The following is a 19,203-nucleotide window of genomic DNA, read 5'->3' as shown; positions in this document are numbered from 1 at the left end:
CACAGAGGCAAGCCCATGAACACATCGACCAATGCAGTCAAACGCTGGTGGTACATCATGCCTATCGTGTTTATCACGTACAGCCTGGCGTACCTTGATCGCGCGAACTTCAGTTTCGCTTCCGCCGCGGGGATCACCGAAGATCTGGGGATCACCAAAGGCGTCTCTTCCCTGTTAGGTGCCCTCTTCTTCCTCGGGTATTTCTTCTTCCAGATCCCCGGCGCGATTTACGCCGAACGCCGCAGCGTGCGCAAACTGATTTTTGTCTGCCTGATTTTGTGGGGAGCCTGCGCGTCACTCACCGGGATGGTCAATAACATTCCGGCCCTGGCGGCCATTCGCTTTATTCTCGGCGTCGTTGAAGCCGCCGTGATGCCCGCGATGCTGATCTACATCAGCAACTGGTTTACCAAATCCGAACGTTCGCGCGCCAATACTTTCCTGATCCTCGGCAACCCGGTGACGGTGTTGTGGATGTCGGTGGTATCGGGCTACCTGATTCAGTCCTTCGGCTGGCGTCATATGTTCATCATCGAAGGCTTCCCGGCGATCATCTGGGCATTCTGCTGGTGGGTGCTGGTAAAAGACAAACCGACGCAGGCGACCTGGCTGTCTGAGAGTGAAAAAGCCGCGCTGCAGGCCGAGTTGGATAAAGAACAGCAGGGGCTGAAAGCGGTGCGTAACTACGGCGAGGCGTTCCGCTCGCGCAACGTCGTCCTGCTCTGCATGCAATATTTCGCGTGGAGCATCGGGGTGTACGGTTTCGTGCTGTGGCTGCCGTCGATTATCCGCAGCGGCGGTGAAAATCTCGGTATGGTGGAAGTGGGCTGGCTGTCGTCGGTGCCGTATCTGGCGGCGACCATCGCGATGATTGTGGTGTCGTGGGCATCGGATAAGCTGCAAAACCGTAAGCTGTTCGTCTGGCCGCTGCTGCTGATTGCCGGTTTCGCTTTTATCGGCTCCTGGGCCGTCGGCGCTAACCATTTCTGGGTCTCTTACACGCTGCTGGTGATTGCCGGGGCTGCGATGTACGCGCCGTACGGCCCGTTCTTTGCCATCATCCCGGAAATGCTGCCGCGTAATGTGGCCGGTGGCGCGATGGCGCTGATCAACAGCATGGGCGCATTAGGTTCCTTCTTTGGCTCCTGGTTTGTCGGCTATCTGAACGGCGCAACCGGCAGCCCGGCGGCCTCGTACATTTTTATGGGGGTGGCACTTTTCGCTTCGGTGTGGCTTACTTTGATTGTTAAGCCTGCTAATAATCAACAGATCCCTGCCGGCGCACGTCACGCCTGAACCCTTTAAAATCAACGGAGATTAGCATGAAGCCGTCCGTCATTTTGTACAAAGCATTGCCCGACGATCTACAGAAACGCCTTGAGGAACACTTCGCCGTCACCCAGGTGAAGAACCTGAGCCCGGAGACCGTGGCGCAGCACGCAGACGCCTTTGCCAGCGCGGAAGGGCTGCTCGGCTCGAGCGAAAAAGTGGACAGCGCACTGCTGGAAAAAATGCCGAAGCTTCGTGCCACTTCGACCATTTCGGTCGGGTACGACAACTTCGACGTCGACGCGCTCAACGCCCGCAAGGTTCTGCTGATGCACACCCCGACCGCGCTCACGGAGACGGTGGCAGATACGCTGATGGCGCTGGTGCTCAGCACCGCGCGCCGGGTGGTGGAAGTCGCCGAACGCGTGAAAGCGGGCGAATGGACCAAAAGCATCGGACCCGACTGGTTTGGTGTGGACGTTCATGGCAAAACGCTGGGGATTGTCGGCATGGGACGTATCGGCCTGGCGCTGGCCCAGCGCGCGCATTTCGGTTTTAACATGCCGATTCTGTACAACGCGCGCCGTCAGCACAAAGAAGCCGAAGAGCGTTTCAATGGCCGTTACTGCGATCTGGATACGCTGTTACAGGAAGCGGATTATGTCTGCCTGATCCTGCCGCTGACGGATGAGACTCATCATCTGATTGGCAAAGCCGAGTTCGCGAAAATGAAAAAATCCGCCATTTTCATCAACGCAGGACGTGGGCCGGTGGTGGATGAGAAGGCATTGATTGAAGCATTACAAAACGGGGAGATCCACGCGGCCGGTCTGGATGTATTTGAGCAAGAGCCGCTGCCGGTCGATTCGCCGCTGCTGACGATGCCCAACGTGGTTGCCCTGCCGCACATCGGTTCGGCGACGCATGAGACGCGCTACAATATGGCGTCCACGGCGGTGGATAATCTGATCGATGCGCTGAACGGGAAGGTTGAGAAGAACTGCGTGAACCCGCAGGTCAAATAATCACAAACCCTGAAACGAAAAAAACCCGCCAGAGGCGGGTTTTTAAATTCTTGTGCTGCTGAGTTGGAAGCTTACAGGCTTACAACGTTACCAGCTGCTGGGCCTTTAGCGCCGCTTTCGATGGTGAAGGAAACTTTCTGACCTTCGTCCAAAGATTTGTAGCCTTCGTTCTGGATAGCAGAGAAGTGTACGAATACATCTTTAGAGCCATCGTCAGGAGTGATGAAGCCGAAGCCTTTATCAGCGTTGAACCATTTTACCAGACCAGTCATTTTACCAGACATAGAAATTACCTTTTTAAAATACGTTTTGCCTTCCGGCGCGATGATGGAATGTGTTACAGATTTTTAAGCGATGAAGGAAGGGTCACTACGAAGGTATCTTTGGATAACTCATCTGGACTACTTAACTAAACTGCTTTAGGTCTGTGTAACAAACCGACAGGAATAGTTATACCGATGTGGTAGACGAATGACAAGCATTATTTTTATCAGCCTGTAAAAAACCCCGCACCAGGCGGGGTTTTTCTTTTATTCCGTCGCGGTGACAGCCGCGCTCCAGGCCTGCGTAAAGGCCTGGTGCTGAGAGGCGAGCGGCCCAATCAGCGTGTTGTACTGGCTGGCTTGCTGTGAGGTCGGGAACTGAATGCCGTTCGAGACAAAGCTCACCTGCGTCCCCTGCTGGGAGATAAAATCGCCCACCTGCACCAGCTGCTGGCTAAAGATCTGCGCGGCTGGGATCAGCGGCTGCATCGCATCTGATGGTTTGGTGACGACTTTCTCGTACACCTGATCAAACACGGGCTTGAGATCTTCACCCTGCTTCAGCGCAGAACGCGCCGCATCGGCCTGCATTTTGGCATTCTGCAGCTGCTGGCTCAGCACGCCAAGCGCACCGTTAGACTGGCGCAGCGGCTCGCGCTGAGTCATATAGTCCTGCGGAACGCGAATCGCATTTACGCTGTCCACAACCGGACGAAGACCAGAATCCATCGCCTGATTCACCTGCTGTGAATAACCATAAAGGATGGCGTAATCGGAAACGAAGGGACCAAACTGTTTTTTCTGATCCGCAGTCAGCGTCGGCAGATGCTCGCCACTGCGCATCACGGTATTTTGTAGAAAATCGATAAACGCTTTACGCTGATCGCCTTCTTTATCGAAACACCCACTCAGGCTAACTACCATCAATAACGCCGCAATAGGCGCAAACCAGCGAGAGCAGGACTTTCCTGTCGCCATTTTAATACTCCTTTCACCCAAAAAACGCACACCGGCACACGCGTGCCCGACGCTGACAAGGATAGTCCAGGTCAGGCTGGCAAGATACTATTTTCATGCAAAACGGCTATTGCCGTTTTTTTTCTTACGATTTACAAAAAAATATCAACCAACTCCTGTTTCGATTAATCAGGCAATTAGGGTCAGTCACTCTTCTGCTGAAACGAATAAGTCGATCGTTACCGCACGATTAGTCACAGACGTGACGATCTTATGCACTCTTTTGAGGCTATTCTTAATTGGCTCTCTGATGTTCACGATCCCGCTGTGTGATTTAAGAGGAGTTCTTAATGGAATCTAAAGATCCTATGTTTGAGCTGTTAACCAGCCTGGAACAAATTGTTTTTAAAGATTTATCGCAGACAGTCACCCCGTCCCAAAAGACGAATCCCTTTACTGAATTTGAGCGATTACGCAAAGGGACAGGGTTAAAAATTGATGATTTCGCCCGAGAGATGGGCGTCAGTGTGGCCATGGTGCATGAGTGGGAATCAAAACGTGTAAAACCCTCCACGACCGAGCTTAAACTGATGCGCATGATTCAGGTTGCTTCAACAGTCAGTACGCCGTAAGTAAGTACGTTCATGTTACCGCCCCCGCTACTGCGGGGGTTTGTATTTTAGAGCCTTTCACAACGCCACCCTTTCTCCGTCCACACCAGTTCATGGGTCAGTTTAAGCCCATCGAGGAAAACCTGATCGTGCGACACCACCAGCAGCGCGCCGGGGAAATCGGCCAGCGCCGCTTCAATCGCCTGCACAGACGCCAAATCCAGATGGTTGGTCGGCTCATCCAGCAGCAGCAATTGCGCAGCCTCTTCCCGCCACAGCACACAGGCCAGCGCCGCTTTCAGGCGTTCACCGCCGCTCAGCGTCCCTAACGGCAGGGAAACTTTATCCGCTCCCAGCTGAAGCTGCGCCAGACGGCTGCGCAGCACACCCTCTTCCAGCGGCGTGTCGTGCAAATTGAGATGCGTCATCACCGACTGCGTGAGATCGAGCTGCGATAAATGCTGATCGAGATACGCGGTTGTCACCGATACGCTGCACGAGCCGGAAACAGGTTCCTGTTTCCCGAGGATTATCTTTAACAGCGTCGATTTTCCGCAGCCGTTCGGTCCGCGCAGCGCCACGCGCATCGGCCCGTCCATTCGCCAGTTAACAGGCGGCGTATTCACATACGGCAGAACCAACGCCTCCAACACCACCGCCTGCTTGCCCTCGGCGATGCGGCTCCCCGGCAGGGTAAACATCACGGGGCTGTCTTCCTCCACGCGTTCCCGCGCCTGGCTGACGGCGGCGTTCAGAGCATCATTCTGCTCGTGATGCTGCTTACGCCACGTCCCGGGCCGCTCTTTCGCCGCCATCTTATATTTGATCCGCTCAAACGAGGCGATATTCAGGGTATCGACGGTGCGCAGGGTTTGCGCGGATCGCCGCTGGCTGGCGTCATGCTCTTTATGCATACGCGCGCGGGTGCGTTTGCGCTCGGTGGCGGCATGTTCCAGCGCCGCGCGCGCCGCCTGCTGTTCGGCATCCCGCTGGCGTTGGTAGTCCGCATAATTACCGCCATACGCGCGCAGCCCGGCACCGCTGAGTTCCAGAATGCGCGGCACCTGCGCCAGTAACTCACGATCGTGCGACGCGACCATCACTCCGCCAGACCAGCGCGCCAGCTGGGCGTAAAACCACTCCCGCCCCGGTCGATCGAGGTGGTTTGTCGGTTCATCCAGCAGCAGATAGTCAGCCCCGGAGGTAAAGGCTCCGCACAGCAAAGCACGCACGCGTTCTCCGCCGCTGAACTCTGACGCGGGTTTATCGGGATCAAAAGGTGGCAGATGGGCCGTGAGAAACGCCGCGGTGAGTCGTTCCGCTAAGTCCCAGTAGCCGTCGAGACATTCCAGATCCTCCGGCTGGTAATCGCCGCTGTCGATGCGTCGACGGGCCGCGAAAATCTGATCGTAGCCCAGCAGTTCCGCCAGCGTCGTGTGCGCAGAAATATCATGCTGCTGCGCGACATACGCGTGCGTCCCCAGACGCTCAATATGCCCGCTCGCCGGAGAGTCCAGCCCGGCCAGCAAACGTAAAAGGCGCGTTTTACCGCTGCCGTTACGCCCAACCAGCGCACAGCGCGACGGCTCAAGAGAGAAATTCAGTGGACCAAAAAGGGTATCGCCCGTCGCAAACTGACAGGTGACCTGATGCAAAATAAAAGAAGGGGATTGCGCAAAATGAGCCATAAGCACTCCTGAATGAAATCAAAACATCCCCTGCCGACGCGTTCGCGTTTAGCAAGGATCGAAATTCATCAGTCGTGTTTGTTCATTTTCGGGATGCGCTCCAGGAAGGAAAAGTTAACGCGATAAAGGATAACGGCACTCAGGCCAGAATTTCAAGGTTATTTTTTCGCCATAAAAAAACCCGCCGAAGCGGGTTTCAGAACCTGTAGGCCCAACCGGGCAAAGCAGATTACTGCAGGAGCGAAATGTCCGCCACGCGCAGGAACAGCTCACGCAGTTTTTCGAGCATAGAGAGACGGTTAATACGCAGCTCTTTGTCTTCTACGTTCACCATCACTTTCTCGAAGAAGGCGTCGATCACTTCACGCAGCTCAGCCAGTTCCACCAGCGCTTCCTGATAGCGTCCTTCCGCGAAGTACGGCTCCAGCTTGTCGCGCAGCACCACAACCTGCATCGCCAGGGCGATCTCTTCCGGCTCTTTCAGCGTCGCGGCGTTTACACGCTCGGTCAGCTGTTCGTCGGACTTCGCCAGAATATTGGAAACACGCTTGTTGGCCGCAGCCAGCGCGGACGCTGCTTCCAGCGTACGGAAGTGGGAAACTGCCTTCATGCGCGCATCGAAATCGGCCGGACGAGTCGGACGACGCGCCAGCACCGCCTGAATAGTGTCGACGGTGTAGCCTTCGTCCTGATACCAGGCGCGGAAACGGCCCAGCATAAAGTCGATAACGTCATCCACCACTTTGGCGTTGGTCAGCTTGTCGCCATACAGACGCACCGCTTCTTCGGTCAGCGTCTGCAGATCCAGATTCAGGTTCTTCTCAACGATGATACGCAGCACGCCCAGCGCCGCACGACGCAGTGCAAACGGGTCTTTGTCGCCTTTTGGATGCTGGCCAATACCGAAGATCCCCGCGAGGGTATCCATTTTATCGGCAATCGCCACAGCACAAGCCACCGGGTTGGACGGCAGATCGTCACCCGCAAAGCGCGGCTGATACTGCTCGTTCAGCGCAACGGCAACGTCTTCCGCTTCGCCATCGTGGCGCGCATAGTGCATGCCCATCACGCCCTGGGTGTCGGTAAACTCGAAAACCATGTTTGTCATCAGGTCGCACTTAGAGAGCAGGCCTGCGCGGGTCGCGTGATTCACATCCGCACCAATCTCACGAGCAATCCAGCCGGACAGCTCTGCGATACGATCGGTTTTGTCACGCAGCGTGCCGAGCTGTTGCTGGAACAGAACGGTTTGCAGGCGTGGGAGGTGATCTTCCAGACGTTTTTTACGGTCGCTATTAAAGAAGAATTCCGCATCCGCCAGACGTGGACGAACCACTTTCTCGTTACCGGAGATAATCTGGATCGGATCTTTCGATTCAATGTTCGCCACGAAGATAAAGTTCGGCAGCAGTTTGCCGTCCGCTGCGTATACCGGGAAGTACTTCTGGTCACCCTTCATGGTGTACACCAGCGCTTCTGCCGGAACGGCGAGGAATTTCTCTTCGAATTTGGCGGTCAGCACCACCGGCCATTCCACCAGCGAGGTCACTTCTTCCAGCAGACTTTCGCTCAGATCGGCGTTGCCACCGATTTTGCGCGCCGCTTCTTCCGCGTCCGCTTTGATTTTGGCTTTACGCTGCTCGTAATCGGCAATGACTTTGCCGCGCTCCAGCAGGATCTGCGGGTACTGATCGGCATTGTCGATGGTGAATTCTGGCTCGCCCATGAAGCGATGGCCGCGAATCACACGATCGGACTGAATACCCAGGATAGTCGCAGGGATCAGCTTATCGCCCAGCAGCAGGGTCACGGTGTGAACCGGACGCACGAAGTGCACGTCGCTTGCGCCCCAGCGCATCAGTTTTGGAATCGGCAGTTTTGCCAGTGACGTGGCGATCATGTTTGGCAGCAGCGCTTCTGCGCTTTCGCCTTTCACATGGGCGCGATACAGCAGCCACTCACCTTTTTCGGTCGCCAGACGCTCGGCCTGGTCAACGGTGATCCCGCAGCCACGAGCCCAGCCTTCTGCGGCTTTGCTCGGTTTACCTTCGGCGTCAAACGCCTGGGCAATCGCCGGGCCGCGTTTTTCCACTTCACGATCGGGCTGAGAGGCCGCGAGATTCGCAACTTTCAGCGCCAGACGGCGCGGAGCGGCAAACCACTCGACGTTGCCGTGTGCCAGGCCAGCGTTATCCAGCTCAGCCGTAAAGTTCGCAGCAAAGGATTCCGCCAGGCTGCGCAGGGCTTTTGGTGGCAGCTCTTCGGTGCCGATTTCCACCAGGAAAGTATTCTCAGACATGGCCGCCTCTTATTTATTTCGGTTGCACATCGGGAAGCCAAGGGCTTCACGGGACGCGTAGTAAGCTTCTGCAACGGCTTTGGTCAGCGTGCGAATGCGCAAAATATAGCGCTGACGTTCAGTCACGGAGATCGCTTTACGGGCGTCGAGCAGGTTGAAGCTATGGGCGGCCTTCAGAATACGCTCGTAGGCTGGCAGCGGCAGCGGAGATTCCAGCGCCAGCAGCTGCTGCGCTTCTTTCTCGTACTGCTCGAAGCAGGTGAACAGGAAGTCCACGTCCGCGTATTCGAAGTTATAGGTGGATTGCTCCACTTCGTTCTGATGGAACACGTCGCCGTAGGTGGTTTTACCCAGCGGGCCGTCGCTCCAGACCAGGTCGTAAACGCTGTCTACGCCCTGAATGTACATGGCCAGACGTTCCAGACCGTAGGTGATTTCGCCGGTGATCGGCTTACACTCAAGACCGCCAACCTGCTGGAAGTAGGTGAACTGCGTCACTTCCATGCCGTTCAGCCACACTTCCCAGCCCAGACCCCAGGCACCCAGCGTTGGGTTTTCCCAGTTATCTTCCACGAAGCGGATGTCATGGATGGTCGGGTCCACGCCCAGCTCTTTCAGGGAACCAAGGTACAGCTCCTGGATATTGTCCGGGGAAGGCTTAATCACCACCTGGAACTGATAATAGTGCTGTAAGCGGTTCGGGTTTTCGCCATAGCGGCCATCCGTCGGACGACGGGACGGTTGCACATACGCGGTGGCCATAGGTTCAGGCCCCAGCGCACGCAGGCTAGTCATCGGGTGTGAAGTGCCGGCGCCAACTTCCATGTCCAAAGGTTGAACAATGGTGCAGCCCTGACGAGCCCAGTAATCCTGTAATGTCAGGATCAGGCCCTGGAAGGTCTTGGTATCAAACTTTTGCATAGTATTTCGTGCTGGATACGTGTGGTTTTAAATGGAAGGAATCAGTATACCCGCTGACTGCAAGATATACAGTACGAAACGGGTTTGTTTAGGCAAAATTGGGGAAATAAGGCTCTTAGCGCATGGAGAGATGCAAAAACTGCCCATCCGCATCAAAAGAGCAGACAAAGCCCTCTTTACGCGCCGTAAACCCGCGCATCTCATAGCTGCCCTGAAATTGCTCAAAGCCAGTCACATCAATTTTCTGCGAACCGGTGTTATAGCGATGGGCGGCCTGATCCTTACACAGCTGCTCCATATTTAACGAACGTTCCGGGCTGACTTTGCTTTTCTGCGCCCGTTGTACCGGAGCGTCTTCCTGTGAGCTGCACCCTGTAAGCAAAACGAGCAGAATCAGTGACGCAGCGCGCGTGATCATCATTTTTATTACCGCCGTGTTTTCTGGCTGTTATTTTTAATATTAAAACTTTATAGATTATGGCCCGGCATTCTGCGAATCTCGCGACTTTCGTTCAAGCCCGCCCAGATAAACTCAGAATTATCCAGTGAGAGGCTAGCACACAATGACAGTCAGACCGTATTTACCGCCAGAACAGAGGAACTGATGCAGTCAAAAATTAGCTGGATTGATAATTTGCGAGGGATAGCCTGTTTGATGGTTGTGATGATCCACACCACGACCTGGTATGTGACCAATGCTCACAGCATCAGCCCGATGAACTGGGATATTGCCAATATCCTCAACTCGGCGTCGCGCGTCAGCGTCCCGCTGTTTTTCATGATTTCCGGCTATCTGTTTTTCGGCGAGCGCAGCGCGCAGCCGCGCCACTTCCTGCGTATCGGCCTGTGCCTGCTGTTTTATAGCGCCGTGGCGCTGCTCTACATCACGCTGTTTACCTCGATTAACGGCGAGCTGTCGTTACGGTATTTGCTGCAAAAACCGGTGTTTTATCACCTGTGGTTTTTCTTCGCCATCATCGTGATTTATCTGGTCTCTCCGCTGATTCAGGTGAAAAACGTCGGCGGAAAGATGCTGCTGGCGCTGATGGTGGTGATTGGCCTGCTCGCCAACCCCAATACCGTTTCGCAGAAAATTGGCGGTTTCGAATGGCTGCCGATCAACCTCTATATCAGCGGCGATACCTTTTACTATGTGATTTACGGGATGCTGGGCCGGGCGATTGGGATGCTGGATACGCGCAAAACCTGGCTGACGTGGCTGTGCGCCGCTCTGTTTATCGCGGCGGTGGTGGTTATCTCTCGCGGGACCTTGCACGAGCTGCGCTGGCGCGGAAATTTTGCTGATACCTGGTATGTCTACTGCGGCCCTATGGTCTTTATCTGTGCCGTCTCTCTGCTGACGCTGGTGAAAAACACCCTTAACGCGCGCCCGCTTCCCGTCCTGGGGCTCATCTCGCGCCACTCGCTGGGCATTTACGGTTTTCACGCGCTGGTGATCCACGCCCTGCGCACCCGCGGTGTCGAGCTAAAAAGCTGGCCGCTTCTGGATATTGTCTGGATTTTCACGGCGACGCTGCTGATCAGCCTGTTGCTGTCGATGCTGCTACAGCGCGTGGATACCCGCCGGTTTGTCAGCTAATTGCGCGCTGTTTGGCCCGGTGAAACTGGCGTGGGGATGAAAACCCGGCGGCGATGGACGCCTGCTCCACGCCGCGCCCCTGCAGCAGCCACTGCTGGGCAATCGCCAGCCGCAGCTGTTCCAGATAGTCGCGCACGCTGATCCCCAAATGCTCCTGAAACAAGCGCGTTAAATGCCGGGGACTGACGTGCGCCAGAGCGGCAATATCCGCCAGTTGCCAGCCCTTTTGCGGCTCGGCGGTGAGCGCATCCTGCGCGCGGTGGATCGCCGGATGCAGATGGTTGCGATAGCGCAGCCAGGGTGAAAGCTGCGGATCGTCACCCGAGCGTCGGAACCACACCACCATTTCCCGCGCGACCGTCAGCGCCTTTTCCGGCCCGCACAGACGGTTCATCAGGTGCAGCGCGAGATCGATTCCAGAAGTTATTCCCGCGCTGGTCCAGATATTCCCGTCCTGCACAAAAATACGATTCTCTTTGATTACCGCCCCTGGCGCTGCGTCGCGAAGACGGGTGATCACATCGTGATGGGTCGTGCACTGCTTCCCGGTGAGTAAACCCGATTTGGCCGCCAGCAGCGCGCCGGAACAGACGCACATCACGGTGATAGCCTGGCGGTGAATCGCAGGCTGCAGGCGCATCAGCCAGTGCTGAACGCCTAATGCCTGAGGGGTCGAAAACTGATGACGTGAGTCGCTCACGCCCGGTAAAACCAGCAAACTGCCGTCGGGAAGCGTGTCAGGTAAAGGCGAAATGCCCCCCATCGTCAGACCAATCGAGGTGGGAACGTCCGGCTGCGGGCCGATGTAGTGCAGGCGAAACGCATCGCCCGCCAGCACAAAGGTTTCTGCCGGGCCGGACATATCCAGCGCCAGCACTCCCGGCAACATCACAAACCAGACGTCGATACTCATCAGAGCGACTCCAGCGTCTCCGCCACAGTTTTGATTTCAGCAAAACGCCCGGCCAGCACCGTTTCCGTGCGATGGCGCAGGTCGTCGGTATTGAGCGTGACGCCCTTCCAGGTCATCGGAAAAGTCAGGGTGGCTTCGCTGACAAAAGTCACCGCATAGCCGAGATCTGACGCCACCCGCGCGGTGGTTTCGCAGCACTGTTCCGTACGCAGGCCGCAGATGACCAGATGGTTAATATCACGCTCGCGCAGCCAGTGGTCAAGGCCCGTATCCGTAAAGGCGTTATGCACATGCTTGTGGAAAACCACCGCAGGCTGATGACGTAAAAAGGACATCGGCGTAACAAAACCGCTTTCCAGCGAGAAGGGCCCCTTATCGTCGACATGGAAGATATCCACAACCGGAATCTCACGGGATTCACAGCCCTCAATCAGCCCAAGAATGGCCTGCTGAAAAGCCTGAAATCCCTCTTCCTGCCAGTATTCGCGATGATGAAAAGACTGCTGAGTATCGATATTGATTAATGCGGTGCGCGACATGGTAATGCTCCTCGCCAGTGGGTGTATCTCTATACTGACGAGGAGCGAGCATCACGAGAAGACCAAAAAAGGACATCCTCACGCCGCTTCGGGACAACCTACCTTTACGACATTAGCGGCAGGAGCTGTTGGTAGATTTTGCGGAACACTTCCCGGCGTTCGGCGTAGCGCGCATGGTGCGCCGCGTCCGGCTTGTGCTCCTGCTCCAGCGTGAGCTGCGGCAGAAGCTGCGTCAGGGGTTTGTCAGGGTTGACGGCAATCTGCGCCAGACGCGCCGCCCCCAGAGCAGGTCCTATGTCCCCGCCAGTGCGGTAATCGAGCTGCAATCCGCTGATATCCGCCAGCATCTGCCGCCAGTAGCTGCTTCTTGCGCCTCCGCCAATCAGGGTAATACTGGTCGGTTTGAGTCCGCAGTCATGGACCACATCCATCCCGTCCGCCAGCGCATAGCCGACACCTTCCAGCACCGCGCGCGCCAGTTCGGCCGGGCCATGCTGATGGGTTAAGCCGAAGAACACGCCTTTCGCTTCCGGGTTGTTGTGCGGCGTGCGCTCGCCGGAAAGATAGGGCAAGAACCACACGGCCCCCGCCTCTTCGTTGGCCTGCTGGGCCGCCGAAATGAGCGCCGGAACATCCTTGAGTCCGGTCAGGTTTGCCGCCCAGTCCAGACACGACGCGGCGCTTAACATCACCGACATCAAGTGCCATTTCCCCGGCAGCGCGTGGCAGAAGCTGTGTACCGCGCTCTCTGGATTGCTGCGATACCCGTCGCTGACCGCGAAATAGACGCCTGAAGTGCCAAGCGACAGCATTGCCTGTCCGGCATCGACCATCCCCACGCCCACGGCACCCGCCGCATTATCGCCCCCGCCCGCCACTACCGGCACGGCAGGCATATTCCAGCTGTCGGCAATCGACGGATTGAGCACGCCGGTGATCTCACTACCCTCGAAGAGCGCAGGCATGTGATCTCGGGTCAACTGGCAGGCATCCAGCATCGCCTCGCTCCAGTCGCGTTGAGCGACATCGAGCCACATCGTCCCCGCCGCGTCCGACATGTCGCTGGCGAAATCGCCAGTCATGCGAAAACGCAGATAATCTTTTGGCAGCAAGACCTTTGCCACCTGCTTAAAAATATCCGGCTCGTGGCGCTGCAACCACAGCAGCTTAGGCGCGGTAAAGCCCGGCATCATCAGGTTACCGGTGATTTGCCGTGAGGTCGGCACCCGCGCTTCGAGGAGCGCGCACTCTTCTGCACAGCGACCATCGTTCCACAAAATCGCCGGGCGCAGCACGCGGTGCTCGCTGTCCAGCAAGGTTGCACCATGCATTTGACCGGCAATACCCAGCGCTTTGACCTCACGCAAACTGTGCTGCTGGCCCAGGGCTTTGATCGCGCGATCCGTCGCCTGCCACCACGTTTCGGGATCTTGCTCTGACCAGAGGGGATGTGGGCGCGAGACGTGCAGCTTTTCAGTCTGCGAGGCCAGCACGTCGCCCTGCTCGTTTAACAGGATGGCTTTCACACCCGATGTGCCAAGATCAATCCCGATATACATAGTGTGGATTCCTTAACTGAAAATGCCCGGTGGCGCGAAGCTTACCGGGCCTACGATGATTGTAGGCCGGGCAAGCGCAGCGCCGCCCGGCATTATCGATCACTTATCAAACAGGTAATGATTCACCAGATTTTCCAGTAGTTCCTGATGACCGCTCTGATGGCTCGGTGCCAGACTATGCTGTTCAGCGTACTTCGCGATCTCGGCAAGGGATAACTGCCCTTTCAAAATTTGCTGGCCGAGTTCACTGTTCCAGCCGGAATAACGCTTCGCCACACGTTTATCCAGCTCGCCGTCTTCAATCATGCGGGCCGCCACTTTCAGCGCCAGCGCCATGGTATCCATCGCGCCAATATGGCCATAGAACAGATCGTATTTATCGGTGCTCTGACGACGCACTTTGGCGTCAAAGTTCAGTCCGCCCGTCGTGAAGCCGCCCGCTTTGATGATTTCATACATCACCAGCGCATTTTCTTCCACGCTGATCGGGAACTGGTCGGTGTCCCAGCCAAGCTGCGGGTCACCCCGGTTGGCATCGACGGAGCCGAAGATCCCCAGCGCGATAGCCGACGCGATTTCATGGTGGAAAGAGTGCCCCGCCAGGGTCGCGTGGTTGGCTTCGATATTCACTTTGATCTCTTTTTCCAGACCAAATTGCTTGAGGAAACCGTACACCGTCGCGACGTCATAATCGTACTGGTGTTTGGTGGGCTCCTGCGGTTTAGGTTCAATCAGCAGGGTGCCGCGGAAACCGATTTTGTGTTTGTGATCCACCACCATCTGCATGAAGCGGCCAATCTGTTCACGCTCCTGGCGCAGATCGGTGTTCAGCAGCGTTTCGTAACCCTCGCGGCCGCCCCACAGGACGTAGTTTTCGCCGCCCAGCTTATGAGTGGCGTTCATTGCGGTCACGACCTGAGTGGCGGCCCAGCTGAATACTTCCGGGTCAGGGTTGGTCGCCGCACCTGCGCCGTAGCGAGGGTTGGTGAAGCAGTTTGCCGTGCCCCACAGCAGCTTCACGCCACTTTGCTGCTGTTTTTCACCCAGGTAATCCACCATCTGGGCAAAGTTGTTCAGGTACTCTTTGAGCGTCGCGCCTTCCGGAGAGACGTCCACATCGTGGAAGCAGTAATACGGAACGTTCAGTTTGTGGAAGAACTCGAAGGCCACATCTGCTTTGCGCTTCGCCAGTTCCAGCACTTCGCCTGGCTGCTGCCACGGACGGTCAAACGACCCCACGCCGAACATATCCGCGCCGTTCCAGCAGAAGGTATGCCAGTAGCAGGCGGCGAAACGCAGGTGATCTTCCATGCGCTTACCCAGCACCAGCTCGTCCGGATTGTAGTGACGAAATGCTAGAGGATTGGTGGATTTCGGGCCTTCATAGCGAACGCGATCGAGTTGGTCGAAATAAGCTTGCATATTGAACTCCATAATCAAGAGGTGCGGCGAGTCATCGATAATGGAGTAATAGTGAATACACATTGCGGGTTGCTCAATTACGTTATTTCACACTGCTATTGAGAGAATGCACAAACGTGCGCTGGCTCGCAAAAATAATACGCAGGCAAAGGATTTTTCGGCGCTTATTCCAGAATCATGTGTAATTAATAAGTTGCGCATTTTAAAATCAGATCGCGGTCATAAATTCGCAAATAAACCAAATATCGTAATGAGAAGATAAAAATCTGTAATTGCGAGTTTCCCTTTCCCCGTTAAGAATTTGCTGCGTATCTGGCAGTGAATGATTCTTTTGTCCAAGCCTTACCACCCTACAAAAAAGGTAAAATAATGATGACGATAAGAAACCTGTGCCTTACTCTCTGTGCTTCGCTACTGCTCACAAGCTTTGCGGGGCATGCAAAAGAAGTCAAAATCGGAATGGCCATCGACGACCTGCGCCTGGAGCGCTGGCAAAAAGACCGCGATATTTTTGTGAATAAAGCGGAATCTCTCGGCGCAAAAGTGTTTGTTCAGTCTGCTAATGGCAATGAAGAGACGCAAATGTCGCAAATCGAAAATATGATTAACCGCGGCGTTGATGTTCTGGTCATTATTCCTTACAACGGTCAGGTGTTAAGTAATGTCGTCAAAGAAGCGAAACAAGAGGGAATTAAAGTTTTAGCCTATGACCGAATGATAAATAACGCCGATATCGATTTTTATATTTCCTTCGACAACGAAAAAGTCGGTGAATTACAGGCGCAAAGTCTGGTCAACAAAGTGCCGCAGGGGAATTATTTCCTGATGGGTGGCTCACCTGTGGATAACAACGCCAAATTATTCCGCGAAGGGCAGATGAAAGTTCTCAAGCCTTATATCGACGACGGAAAAATTAAAGTGGTGGGCGATCAGTGGGCTGACGGCTGGCTGCCGGAGAACGCGCTGAAAATTATGGAAAACGCGTTGACCGCGAATAATAACAAAATTGACGCCGTCGTCGCCTCAAACGATGCCACCGCGGGCGGTGCGATTCAGGCGCTGAGTGCCCAGGGCCTGGCCGGTAAAGTGGCAATTTCCGGACAAGATGCGGACCTGGCAGGCGTGAAACGTATTATTGCCGGTACGCAAACCATGACGGTCTACAAACCCATCACCGAGCTCGCCACTACCGCCGCTGAAATTGCCGTCGAACTGGGCAACGATCAGCAGCCTAAGGCCGATTCCAAGCTCAATAACGGCCTGAAAGATGTCCCAGCCCGTCTGCTGACGCCAATCGAAGTCAACAAAGAGAACATTGACGCCACGGTTGTAAAAGACGGTTTCCACAAGAAGAGCGAACTGTAACCCCGCATCGCCCCTGCTGTGCGGGGGCCCCCTCAGATCATGTGGAGCAGTTATGCCTTACTTACTTGAAATGAAAAGTATCACCAAAGCCTTTGGCGCAGTGAAAGCTGTCGACAACGTGAGCCTGCGCTTAAACCCCGGCGAGATTGTCTCTCTGTGCGGCGAAAATGGCTCCGGCAAATCCACGCTGATGAAAGTGCTGTGCGGCATCTATCCGCACGGCAGTTACGTCGGGGAAATCGTCTTTGCCGGTGAAACCCTGCAGGCCACCCACATTCGAGACACAGAGCGCAAAGGTATCGCCATCATTCACCAGGAGCTGGCGCTGGTGAAGCATCTCACCGTGCTGGAGAATATTTTCCTCGGCGCGGAGATCTCGCATTTCGGCGTACTGGACTACGACAGCATGACCCTGCGCTGTGAAAAACTTCTGGCTCAGGTCAGCCTGCATATCTCACCAGACACCCGCGTCGGCGACCTGGGGCTGGGGCAGCAGCAGCTGGTTGAAATCGCCAAAGCGCTGAACAAACAGGTGCGCTTGCTGATCCTCGATGAACCGACCGCCTCCCTGACGGAGCAAGAAACCGCGGTGCTGCTGGATATCATCCGCGACCTGCAGCACCACGGCATCGCCTGTATTTATATCTCTCACAAACTCAACGAAGTGAAGGCCATCTCGGACACCATCTGCGTCATTCGCGACGGGCAACACATCGGCACGCGGGAAGCCGACGGGATGAGCGAAGACGATATCATCACCATGATGGTGGGCCGCGAACTCACAGCGCTCTACCCCAACGAACCGCACACCACCGGGGATGAAATCCTAAGAGTCGAGAATCTGACCGCCTGGCATCCGGTGAACCGCCATATCAAACGCGTCAACAATGTCTCTTTCTCCCTGCGGCGCGGGGAGATCCTCGGTATTGCAGGTTTAGTCGGTGCCGGACGAACCGAAGCCGTCCAGTGCCTGTTTGGCGTCTGGCCGGGCCGCTGGGAGGGCAAGATTTACCTCGACGGTCAGCCCGTGCAGATCAACAGCTGCCAGCAGGCGATCGCTCAGGGTATCGCGATGGTCCCGGAAGATCGTAAAAGAGACGGCATTGTGCCGGTCATGGCGGTGGGGAAAAACATTACCCTGGCGGCACTCAACCAGTTTTCGGGTGCGCTGAGCAGCCTGGACGATGCCGCTGAACAGCAGTGCATTCTCCAGTCTTTAGCGCGCCTGAAAGTCAAAACCTCGTCGCCCGAGTTAGCCATCGGGCGACTGAGCGGCGGTAATCAGCAGAAAGCGATTCTGGCTCGCTGTCTGCTGCTGAACCCGCGCATCCTGATTCTGGATGAACCGACGCGCGGGATCGACATCGGCGCAAAATATGAAATCTACAAACTCATTAACCAGCTGGTGCAGCAGGGTATCGCGGTGATTGTGATCTCGTCCGAACTCCCCGAAGTGCTCGGCCTGAGCGATCGCGTCCTGGTGATGCACGAAGGCAAACTGAAAGCCAATCTGAAAAACCTTAACCTGACCCAGGAACAGGTGATGGAAGCCGCCCTGAGGAGCGAACGTCATGTCGAAAAGCAACCCGTCTGAAATCAAAGCCACTGTGTCAGCGCCAGGTCTGTTCCCGGGGTTTAAAGCGCTAAACCTGCAGGTTTTCGTCATGATCGCGGCCATTATCGTCATCATGCTGTTCTTCACATGGATGACCGACGGCTCCTATTTAAGCGCGCGAAACATCTCCAACTTGCTGCGCCAGACCGCCATTACCGGCATTCTGGCGGTCGGGATGGTGTTTGTGATTATCTCGGCGGAAATCGATCTGTCGGTCGGCTCGATGATGGGGTTACTGGGCGGTGTCGCGGCGATTTTTGACGTCTGGCTCGGCTGGCCATTGCCGCTTACCGTAGCGGTCACGCTGGTGCTCGGCCTGCTGCTCGGGACCTGGAACGGATGGTGGGTCGCGTATCGAAAAGTGCCATCGTTCATCGTCACCCTCGCGGGGATGCTCGCCTTTCGCGGCATCCTGATCGGCATTACTAACGGCACCACCGTGTCACCGACCAGCGCGTCGATGTCGCAGATTGGTCAGAGTTATCTCTCCGACGGCGTGGGCTTCACGTTTGGTGCTATCGGTCTGATGGCCTTTATCGCCTGGCAGTGGCGCGCCAGAATACGCCGTCAGGCGCTTGGGCTGGCAGCAACCGCTTCAACGTCGGTCGTCGGACGTCAGGCCCTGACCGCCGTCATCGTACTGGGGGCCATCTGGCTACTGAATGATTATCGCGGCGTACCCACGCCAGTGCTTATCCTGACGCTGCTGTTGCTGGCGGGGATATTTATGGCGACCCGCACCGCCTTTGGTCGGCGTATCTACGCCATCGGCGGCAATATCGAGGCCGCGCGTCTGTCGGGTATCAATGTGGAGCGCACCAAGCTTGCGGTTTTCGCGATTAATGGTCTGATGGTGGCCATCGCCGGGCTGATTTTAAGCTCGCGCCTCGGTGCAGGTTCGCCCTCCGCCGGGAACATCGCCGAGCTGGATGCTATCGCCGCCTGTGTCATTGGTGGAACCAGCCTCGCAGGCGGCATCGGGAGTGTTGCGGGCGCGGTGATGGGTGCGTTTATTATGGCGTCGCTGGATAACGGAATGAGTATGATGGACGTTCCGACCTTCTGGCAGTATATCGTTAAAGGCGCCATTTTGTTGCTGGCAGTCTGGATGGACTCTGCGACCAAACGACGGGCATAACGCCGCGTTGTCACTGATT

Annotated in this window: 17 protein-coding genes; 7 read left to right on the top strand and 10 right to left on the bottom strand. The window is 56.0% G+C overall.

What is annotated here, in order from left to right; all coding sequences use genetic code 11:
- The first annotated feature begins 15 nt into the window (after positions 1-15).
- Together QQF33_RS21005 and ghrB are read left to right on the top strand one after the other, a co-directional pair.
- Positions 16-1,296 carry an MFS transporter gene (locus QQF33_RS21005; protein WP_285145684.1) on the top strand — a complete coding sequence of 427 codons (1,281 nt, stop codon included), beginning with the start codon at positions 16-18 and terminating at the stop codon, positions 1,294-1,296.
- Between the two features lie 26 nt (positions 1,297-1,322).
- Positions 1,323-2,294 carry a glyoxylate/hydroxypyruvate reductase GhrB gene (ghrB, locus tag QQF33_RS21000; RefSeq protein ID WP_285150959.1) on the top strand — a complete coding sequence of 324 codons (972 nt, stop codon included), beginning with the start codon at positions 1,323-1,325 and terminating at the stop codon, positions 2,292-2,294.
- Positions 2,295-2,365: 71 nt separating this feature from the next.
- Here ghrB and cspE read toward each other — a convergent pair whose 3' ends face one another.
- Both cspE and QQF33_RS20990 read right to left on the bottom strand, forming a co-directional pair.
- Positions 2,366-2,578, bottom strand: coding sequence for a transcription antiterminator/RNA stability regulator CspE (cspE, locus tag QQF33_RS20995; RefSeq protein WP_006177792.1), 213 nt, complete (start codon positions 2,576-2,578; stop codon positions 2,366-2,368).
- 246 nt (positions 2,579-2,824) lie between these two features.
- Positions 2,825-3,535: a DUF3053 domain-containing protein gene (locus QQF33_RS20990; protein WP_282493025.1), complete on the bottom strand. Its 711-nt coding sequence runs from the start codon at positions 3,533-3,535 to the stop codon at positions 2,825-2,827.
- Between the two features lie 329 nt (positions 3,536-3,864).
- Between QQF33_RS20990 and QQF33_RS20985 the strand changes: the two genes are divergently transcribed.
- Positions 3,865-4,146 carry an HTH-type transcriptional regulator gene (locus QQF33_RS20985; protein ID WP_282493026.1) on the top strand — a complete coding sequence of 94 codons (282 nt, stop codon included), beginning with the start codon at positions 3,865-3,867 and terminating at the stop codon, positions 4,144-4,146.
- A 47-nt stretch (positions 4,147-4,193) separates the two neighbouring features.
- Here the strand turns inward: QQF33_RS20985 and QQF33_RS20980 are convergent, their stop codons facing one another.
- The 4 genes from QQF33_RS20980 to QQF33_RS20965 all read right to left on the bottom strand — a co-directional run bounded on the left by QQF33_RS20980 (position 4,194) and on the right by QQF33_RS20965 (position 9,454).
- On the bottom strand, positions 4,194-5,813 hold the full coding sequence (locus QQF33_RS20980) for an ABC-F family ATP-binding cassette domain-containing protein (protein WP_285150960.1): 1,620 nt from the start codon (positions 5,811-5,813) through the stop codon (positions 4,194-4,196).
- Positions 5,814-6,042: 229 nt separating this feature from the next.
- The gene (gene glyS, locus QQF33_RS20975) at positions 6,043-8,112 is read right to left on the bottom strand and encodes a glycine--tRNA ligase subunit beta (protein WP_285150961.1); all 2,070 of its coding nucleotides are present in this window, start codon (positions 8,110-8,112) and stop codon (positions 6,043-6,045) included.
- A 9-nt stretch (positions 8,113-8,121) separates the two neighbouring features.
- The gene (glyQ, locus tag QQF33_RS20970; protein ID WP_095280253.1) at positions 8,122-9,033 is read right to left on the bottom strand and encodes a glycine--tRNA ligase subunit alpha; all 912 of its coding nucleotides are present in this window, start codon (positions 9,031-9,033) and stop codon (positions 8,122-8,124) included.
- 115 nt (positions 9,034-9,148) lie between these two features.
- Positions 9,149-9,454, bottom strand: coding sequence for a YsaB family lipoprotein (locus tag QQF33_RS20965; protein ID WP_285150962.1), 306 nt, complete (start codon positions 9,452-9,454; stop codon positions 9,149-9,151).
- Between the two features lie 183 nt (positions 9,455-9,637).
- On the opposite strand from QQF33_RS20965, the gene QQF33_RS20960 reads away from it, so the two are divergent.
- A complete protein-coding gene (locus tag QQF33_RS20960; RefSeq protein ID WP_282493030.1) occupies positions 9,638-10,633 on the top strand; it encodes an acyltransferase in 996 nt (331 codons plus the stop codon).
- Here QQF33_RS20960 and QQF33_RS20955 read toward each other — a convergent pair.
- The 4 genes from QQF33_RS20955 to xylA form a co-directional block, all read right to left on the bottom strand.
- Entirely contained in the window at positions 10,626-11,546 is a 921-nt protein-coding gene (locus QQF33_RS20955) for a GlxA family transcriptional regulator (RefSeq protein WP_285158524.1), read from the bottom strand. The two genes, QQF33_RS20960 and QQF33_RS20955, sit on opposite strands and share 8 nt — an antisense overlap.
- Positions 11,546-12,085, bottom strand: a complete 540-nt coding sequence (locus QQF33_RS20950; protein WP_285150964.1) for a cysteine hydrolase family protein — start codon at positions 12,083-12,085, stop codon at positions 11,546-11,548. The genes QQF33_RS20955 and QQF33_RS20950 overlap by 1 nt, the downstream gene beginning before the upstream one ends.
- A 104-nt stretch (positions 12,086-12,189) precedes the next feature.
- Complete coding sequence (gene xylB / locus QQF33_RS20945; RefSeq protein ID WP_285150966.1) at positions 12,190-13,644, bottom strand: xylulokinase; 1,455 nt, start codon at positions 13,642-13,644, stop codon at positions 12,190-12,192.
- Between the two features lie 99 nt (positions 13,645-13,743).
- Entirely contained in the window at positions 13,744-15,066 is a 1,323-nt protein-coding gene (xylA, locus tag QQF33_RS20940) for a xylose isomerase (RefSeq protein ID WP_285158523.1), read from the bottom strand.
- Positions 15,067-15,438: 372 nt separating this feature from the next.
- Between xylA and xylF the strand changes: the two genes are divergently transcribed.
- The 3 genes from xylF to xylH are packed head-to-tail and all read left to right on the top strand — an operon-like array spanning position 15,439 to position 19,184.
- Positions 15,439-16,431, top strand: a complete 993-nt coding sequence (xylF, locus tag QQF33_RS20935; RefSeq protein WP_282493046.1) for a D-xylose ABC transporter substrate-binding protein — start codon at positions 15,439-15,441, stop codon at positions 16,429-16,431.
- Between the two features lie 52 nt (positions 16,432-16,483).
- Entirely contained in the window at positions 16,484-18,025 is a 1,542-nt protein-coding gene (locus tag QQF33_RS20930) for a xylose ABC transporter ATP-binding protein (protein WP_285158522.1), read from the top strand.
- Entirely contained in the window at positions 18,003-19,184 is a 1,182-nt protein-coding gene (xylH, locus tag QQF33_RS20925) for a xylose ABC transporter permease XylH (RefSeq protein WP_285158521.1), read from the top strand. Before QQF33_RS20930 ends, xylH begins: the two co-directional genes overlap by 23 nt.
- The last annotated feature ends 19 nt before the right edge of the window (positions 19,185-19,203 follow it).

This window comes from Lelliottia wanjuensis, assembly GCF_030238365.1.
Lineage (GTDB): Bacteria > Pseudomonadota > Gammaproteobacteria > Enterobacterales > Enterobacteriaceae > Enterobacter > Enterobacter wanjuensis.
The sequence above is the reverse complement of the archived record's forward strand: the minus strand, read 5'-3'. Positions and strand labels throughout refer to the sequence as shown.

What these genes read in the sequence shown, in the direction of transcription:
- QQF33_RS21005 (WP_285145684.1), top strand. Translation starts at nt 16, where the DNA reads ATGAACACATCGACCAATGCAGTCAAACGCTGGTGGTACATCATGCCT.
- ghrB (WP_285150959.1), top strand. Translation starts at nt 1,323, where the DNA reads ATGAAGCCGTCCGTCATTTTGTACAAAGCATTGCCCGACGATCTACAG.
- cspE (WP_006177792.1), bottom strand. Translation starts at nt 2,578, where the DNA reads ATGTCTGGTAAAATGACTGGTCTGGTAAAATGGTTCAACGCTGATAAA.
- QQF33_RS20990 (WP_282493025.1), bottom strand. Translation starts at nt 3,535, where the DNA reads ATGGCGACAGGAAAGTCCTGCTCTCGCTGGTTTGCGCCTATTGCGGCG.
- QQF33_RS20985 (WP_282493026.1), top strand. Translation starts at nt 3,865, where the DNA reads ATGGAATCTAAAGATCCTATGTTTGAGCTGTTAACCAGCCTGGAACAA.
- QQF33_RS20980 (WP_285150960.1), bottom strand. Translation starts at nt 5,813, where the DNA reads ATGGCTCATTTTGCGCAATCCCCTTCTTTTATTTTGCATCAGGTCACC.
- glyS (WP_285150961.1), bottom strand. Translation starts at nt 8,112, where the DNA reads ATGTCTGAGAATACTTTCCTGGTGGAAATCGGCACCGAAGAGCTGCCA.
- glyQ (WP_095280253.1), bottom strand. Translation starts at nt 9,033, where the DNA reads ATGCAAAAGTTTGATACCAAGACCTTCCAGGGCCTGATCCTGACATTA.
- QQF33_RS20965 (WP_285150962.1), bottom strand. Translation starts at nt 9,454, where the DNA reads ATGATGATCACGCGCGCTGCGTCACTGATTCTGCTCGTTTTGCTTACA.
- QQF33_RS20960 (WP_282493030.1), top strand. Translation starts at nt 9,638, where the DNA reads ATGCAGTCAAAAATTAGCTGGATTGATAATTTGCGAGGGATAGCCTGT.
- QQF33_RS20955 (WP_285158524.1), bottom strand. Translation starts at nt 11,546, where the DNA reads ATGAGTATCGACGTCTGGTTTGTGATGTTGCCGGGAGTGCTGGCGCTG.
- QQF33_RS20950 (WP_285150964.1), bottom strand. Translation starts at nt 12,085, where the DNA reads ATGTCGCGCACCGCATTAATCAATATCGATACTCAGCAGTCTTTTCAT.
- xylB (WP_285150966.1), bottom strand. Translation starts at nt 13,644, where the DNA reads ATGTATATCGGGATTGATCTTGGCACATCGGGTGTGAAAGCCATCCTG.
- xylA (WP_285158523.1), bottom strand. Translation starts at nt 15,066, where the DNA reads ATGCAAGCTTATTTCGACCAACTCGATCGCGTTCGCTATGAAGGCCCG.
- xylF (WP_282493046.1), top strand. Translation starts at nt 15,439, where the DNA reads ATGACGATAAGAAACCTGTGCCTTACTCTCTGTGCTTCGCTACTGCTC.
- QQF33_RS20930 (WP_285158522.1), top strand. Translation starts at nt 16,484, where the DNA reads ATGCCTTACTTACTTGAAATGAAAAGTATCACCAAAGCCTTTGGCGCA.
- xylH (WP_285158521.1), top strand. Translation starts at nt 18,003, where the DNA reads ATGTCGAAAAGCAACCCGTCTGAAATCAAAGCCACTGTGTCAGCGCCA.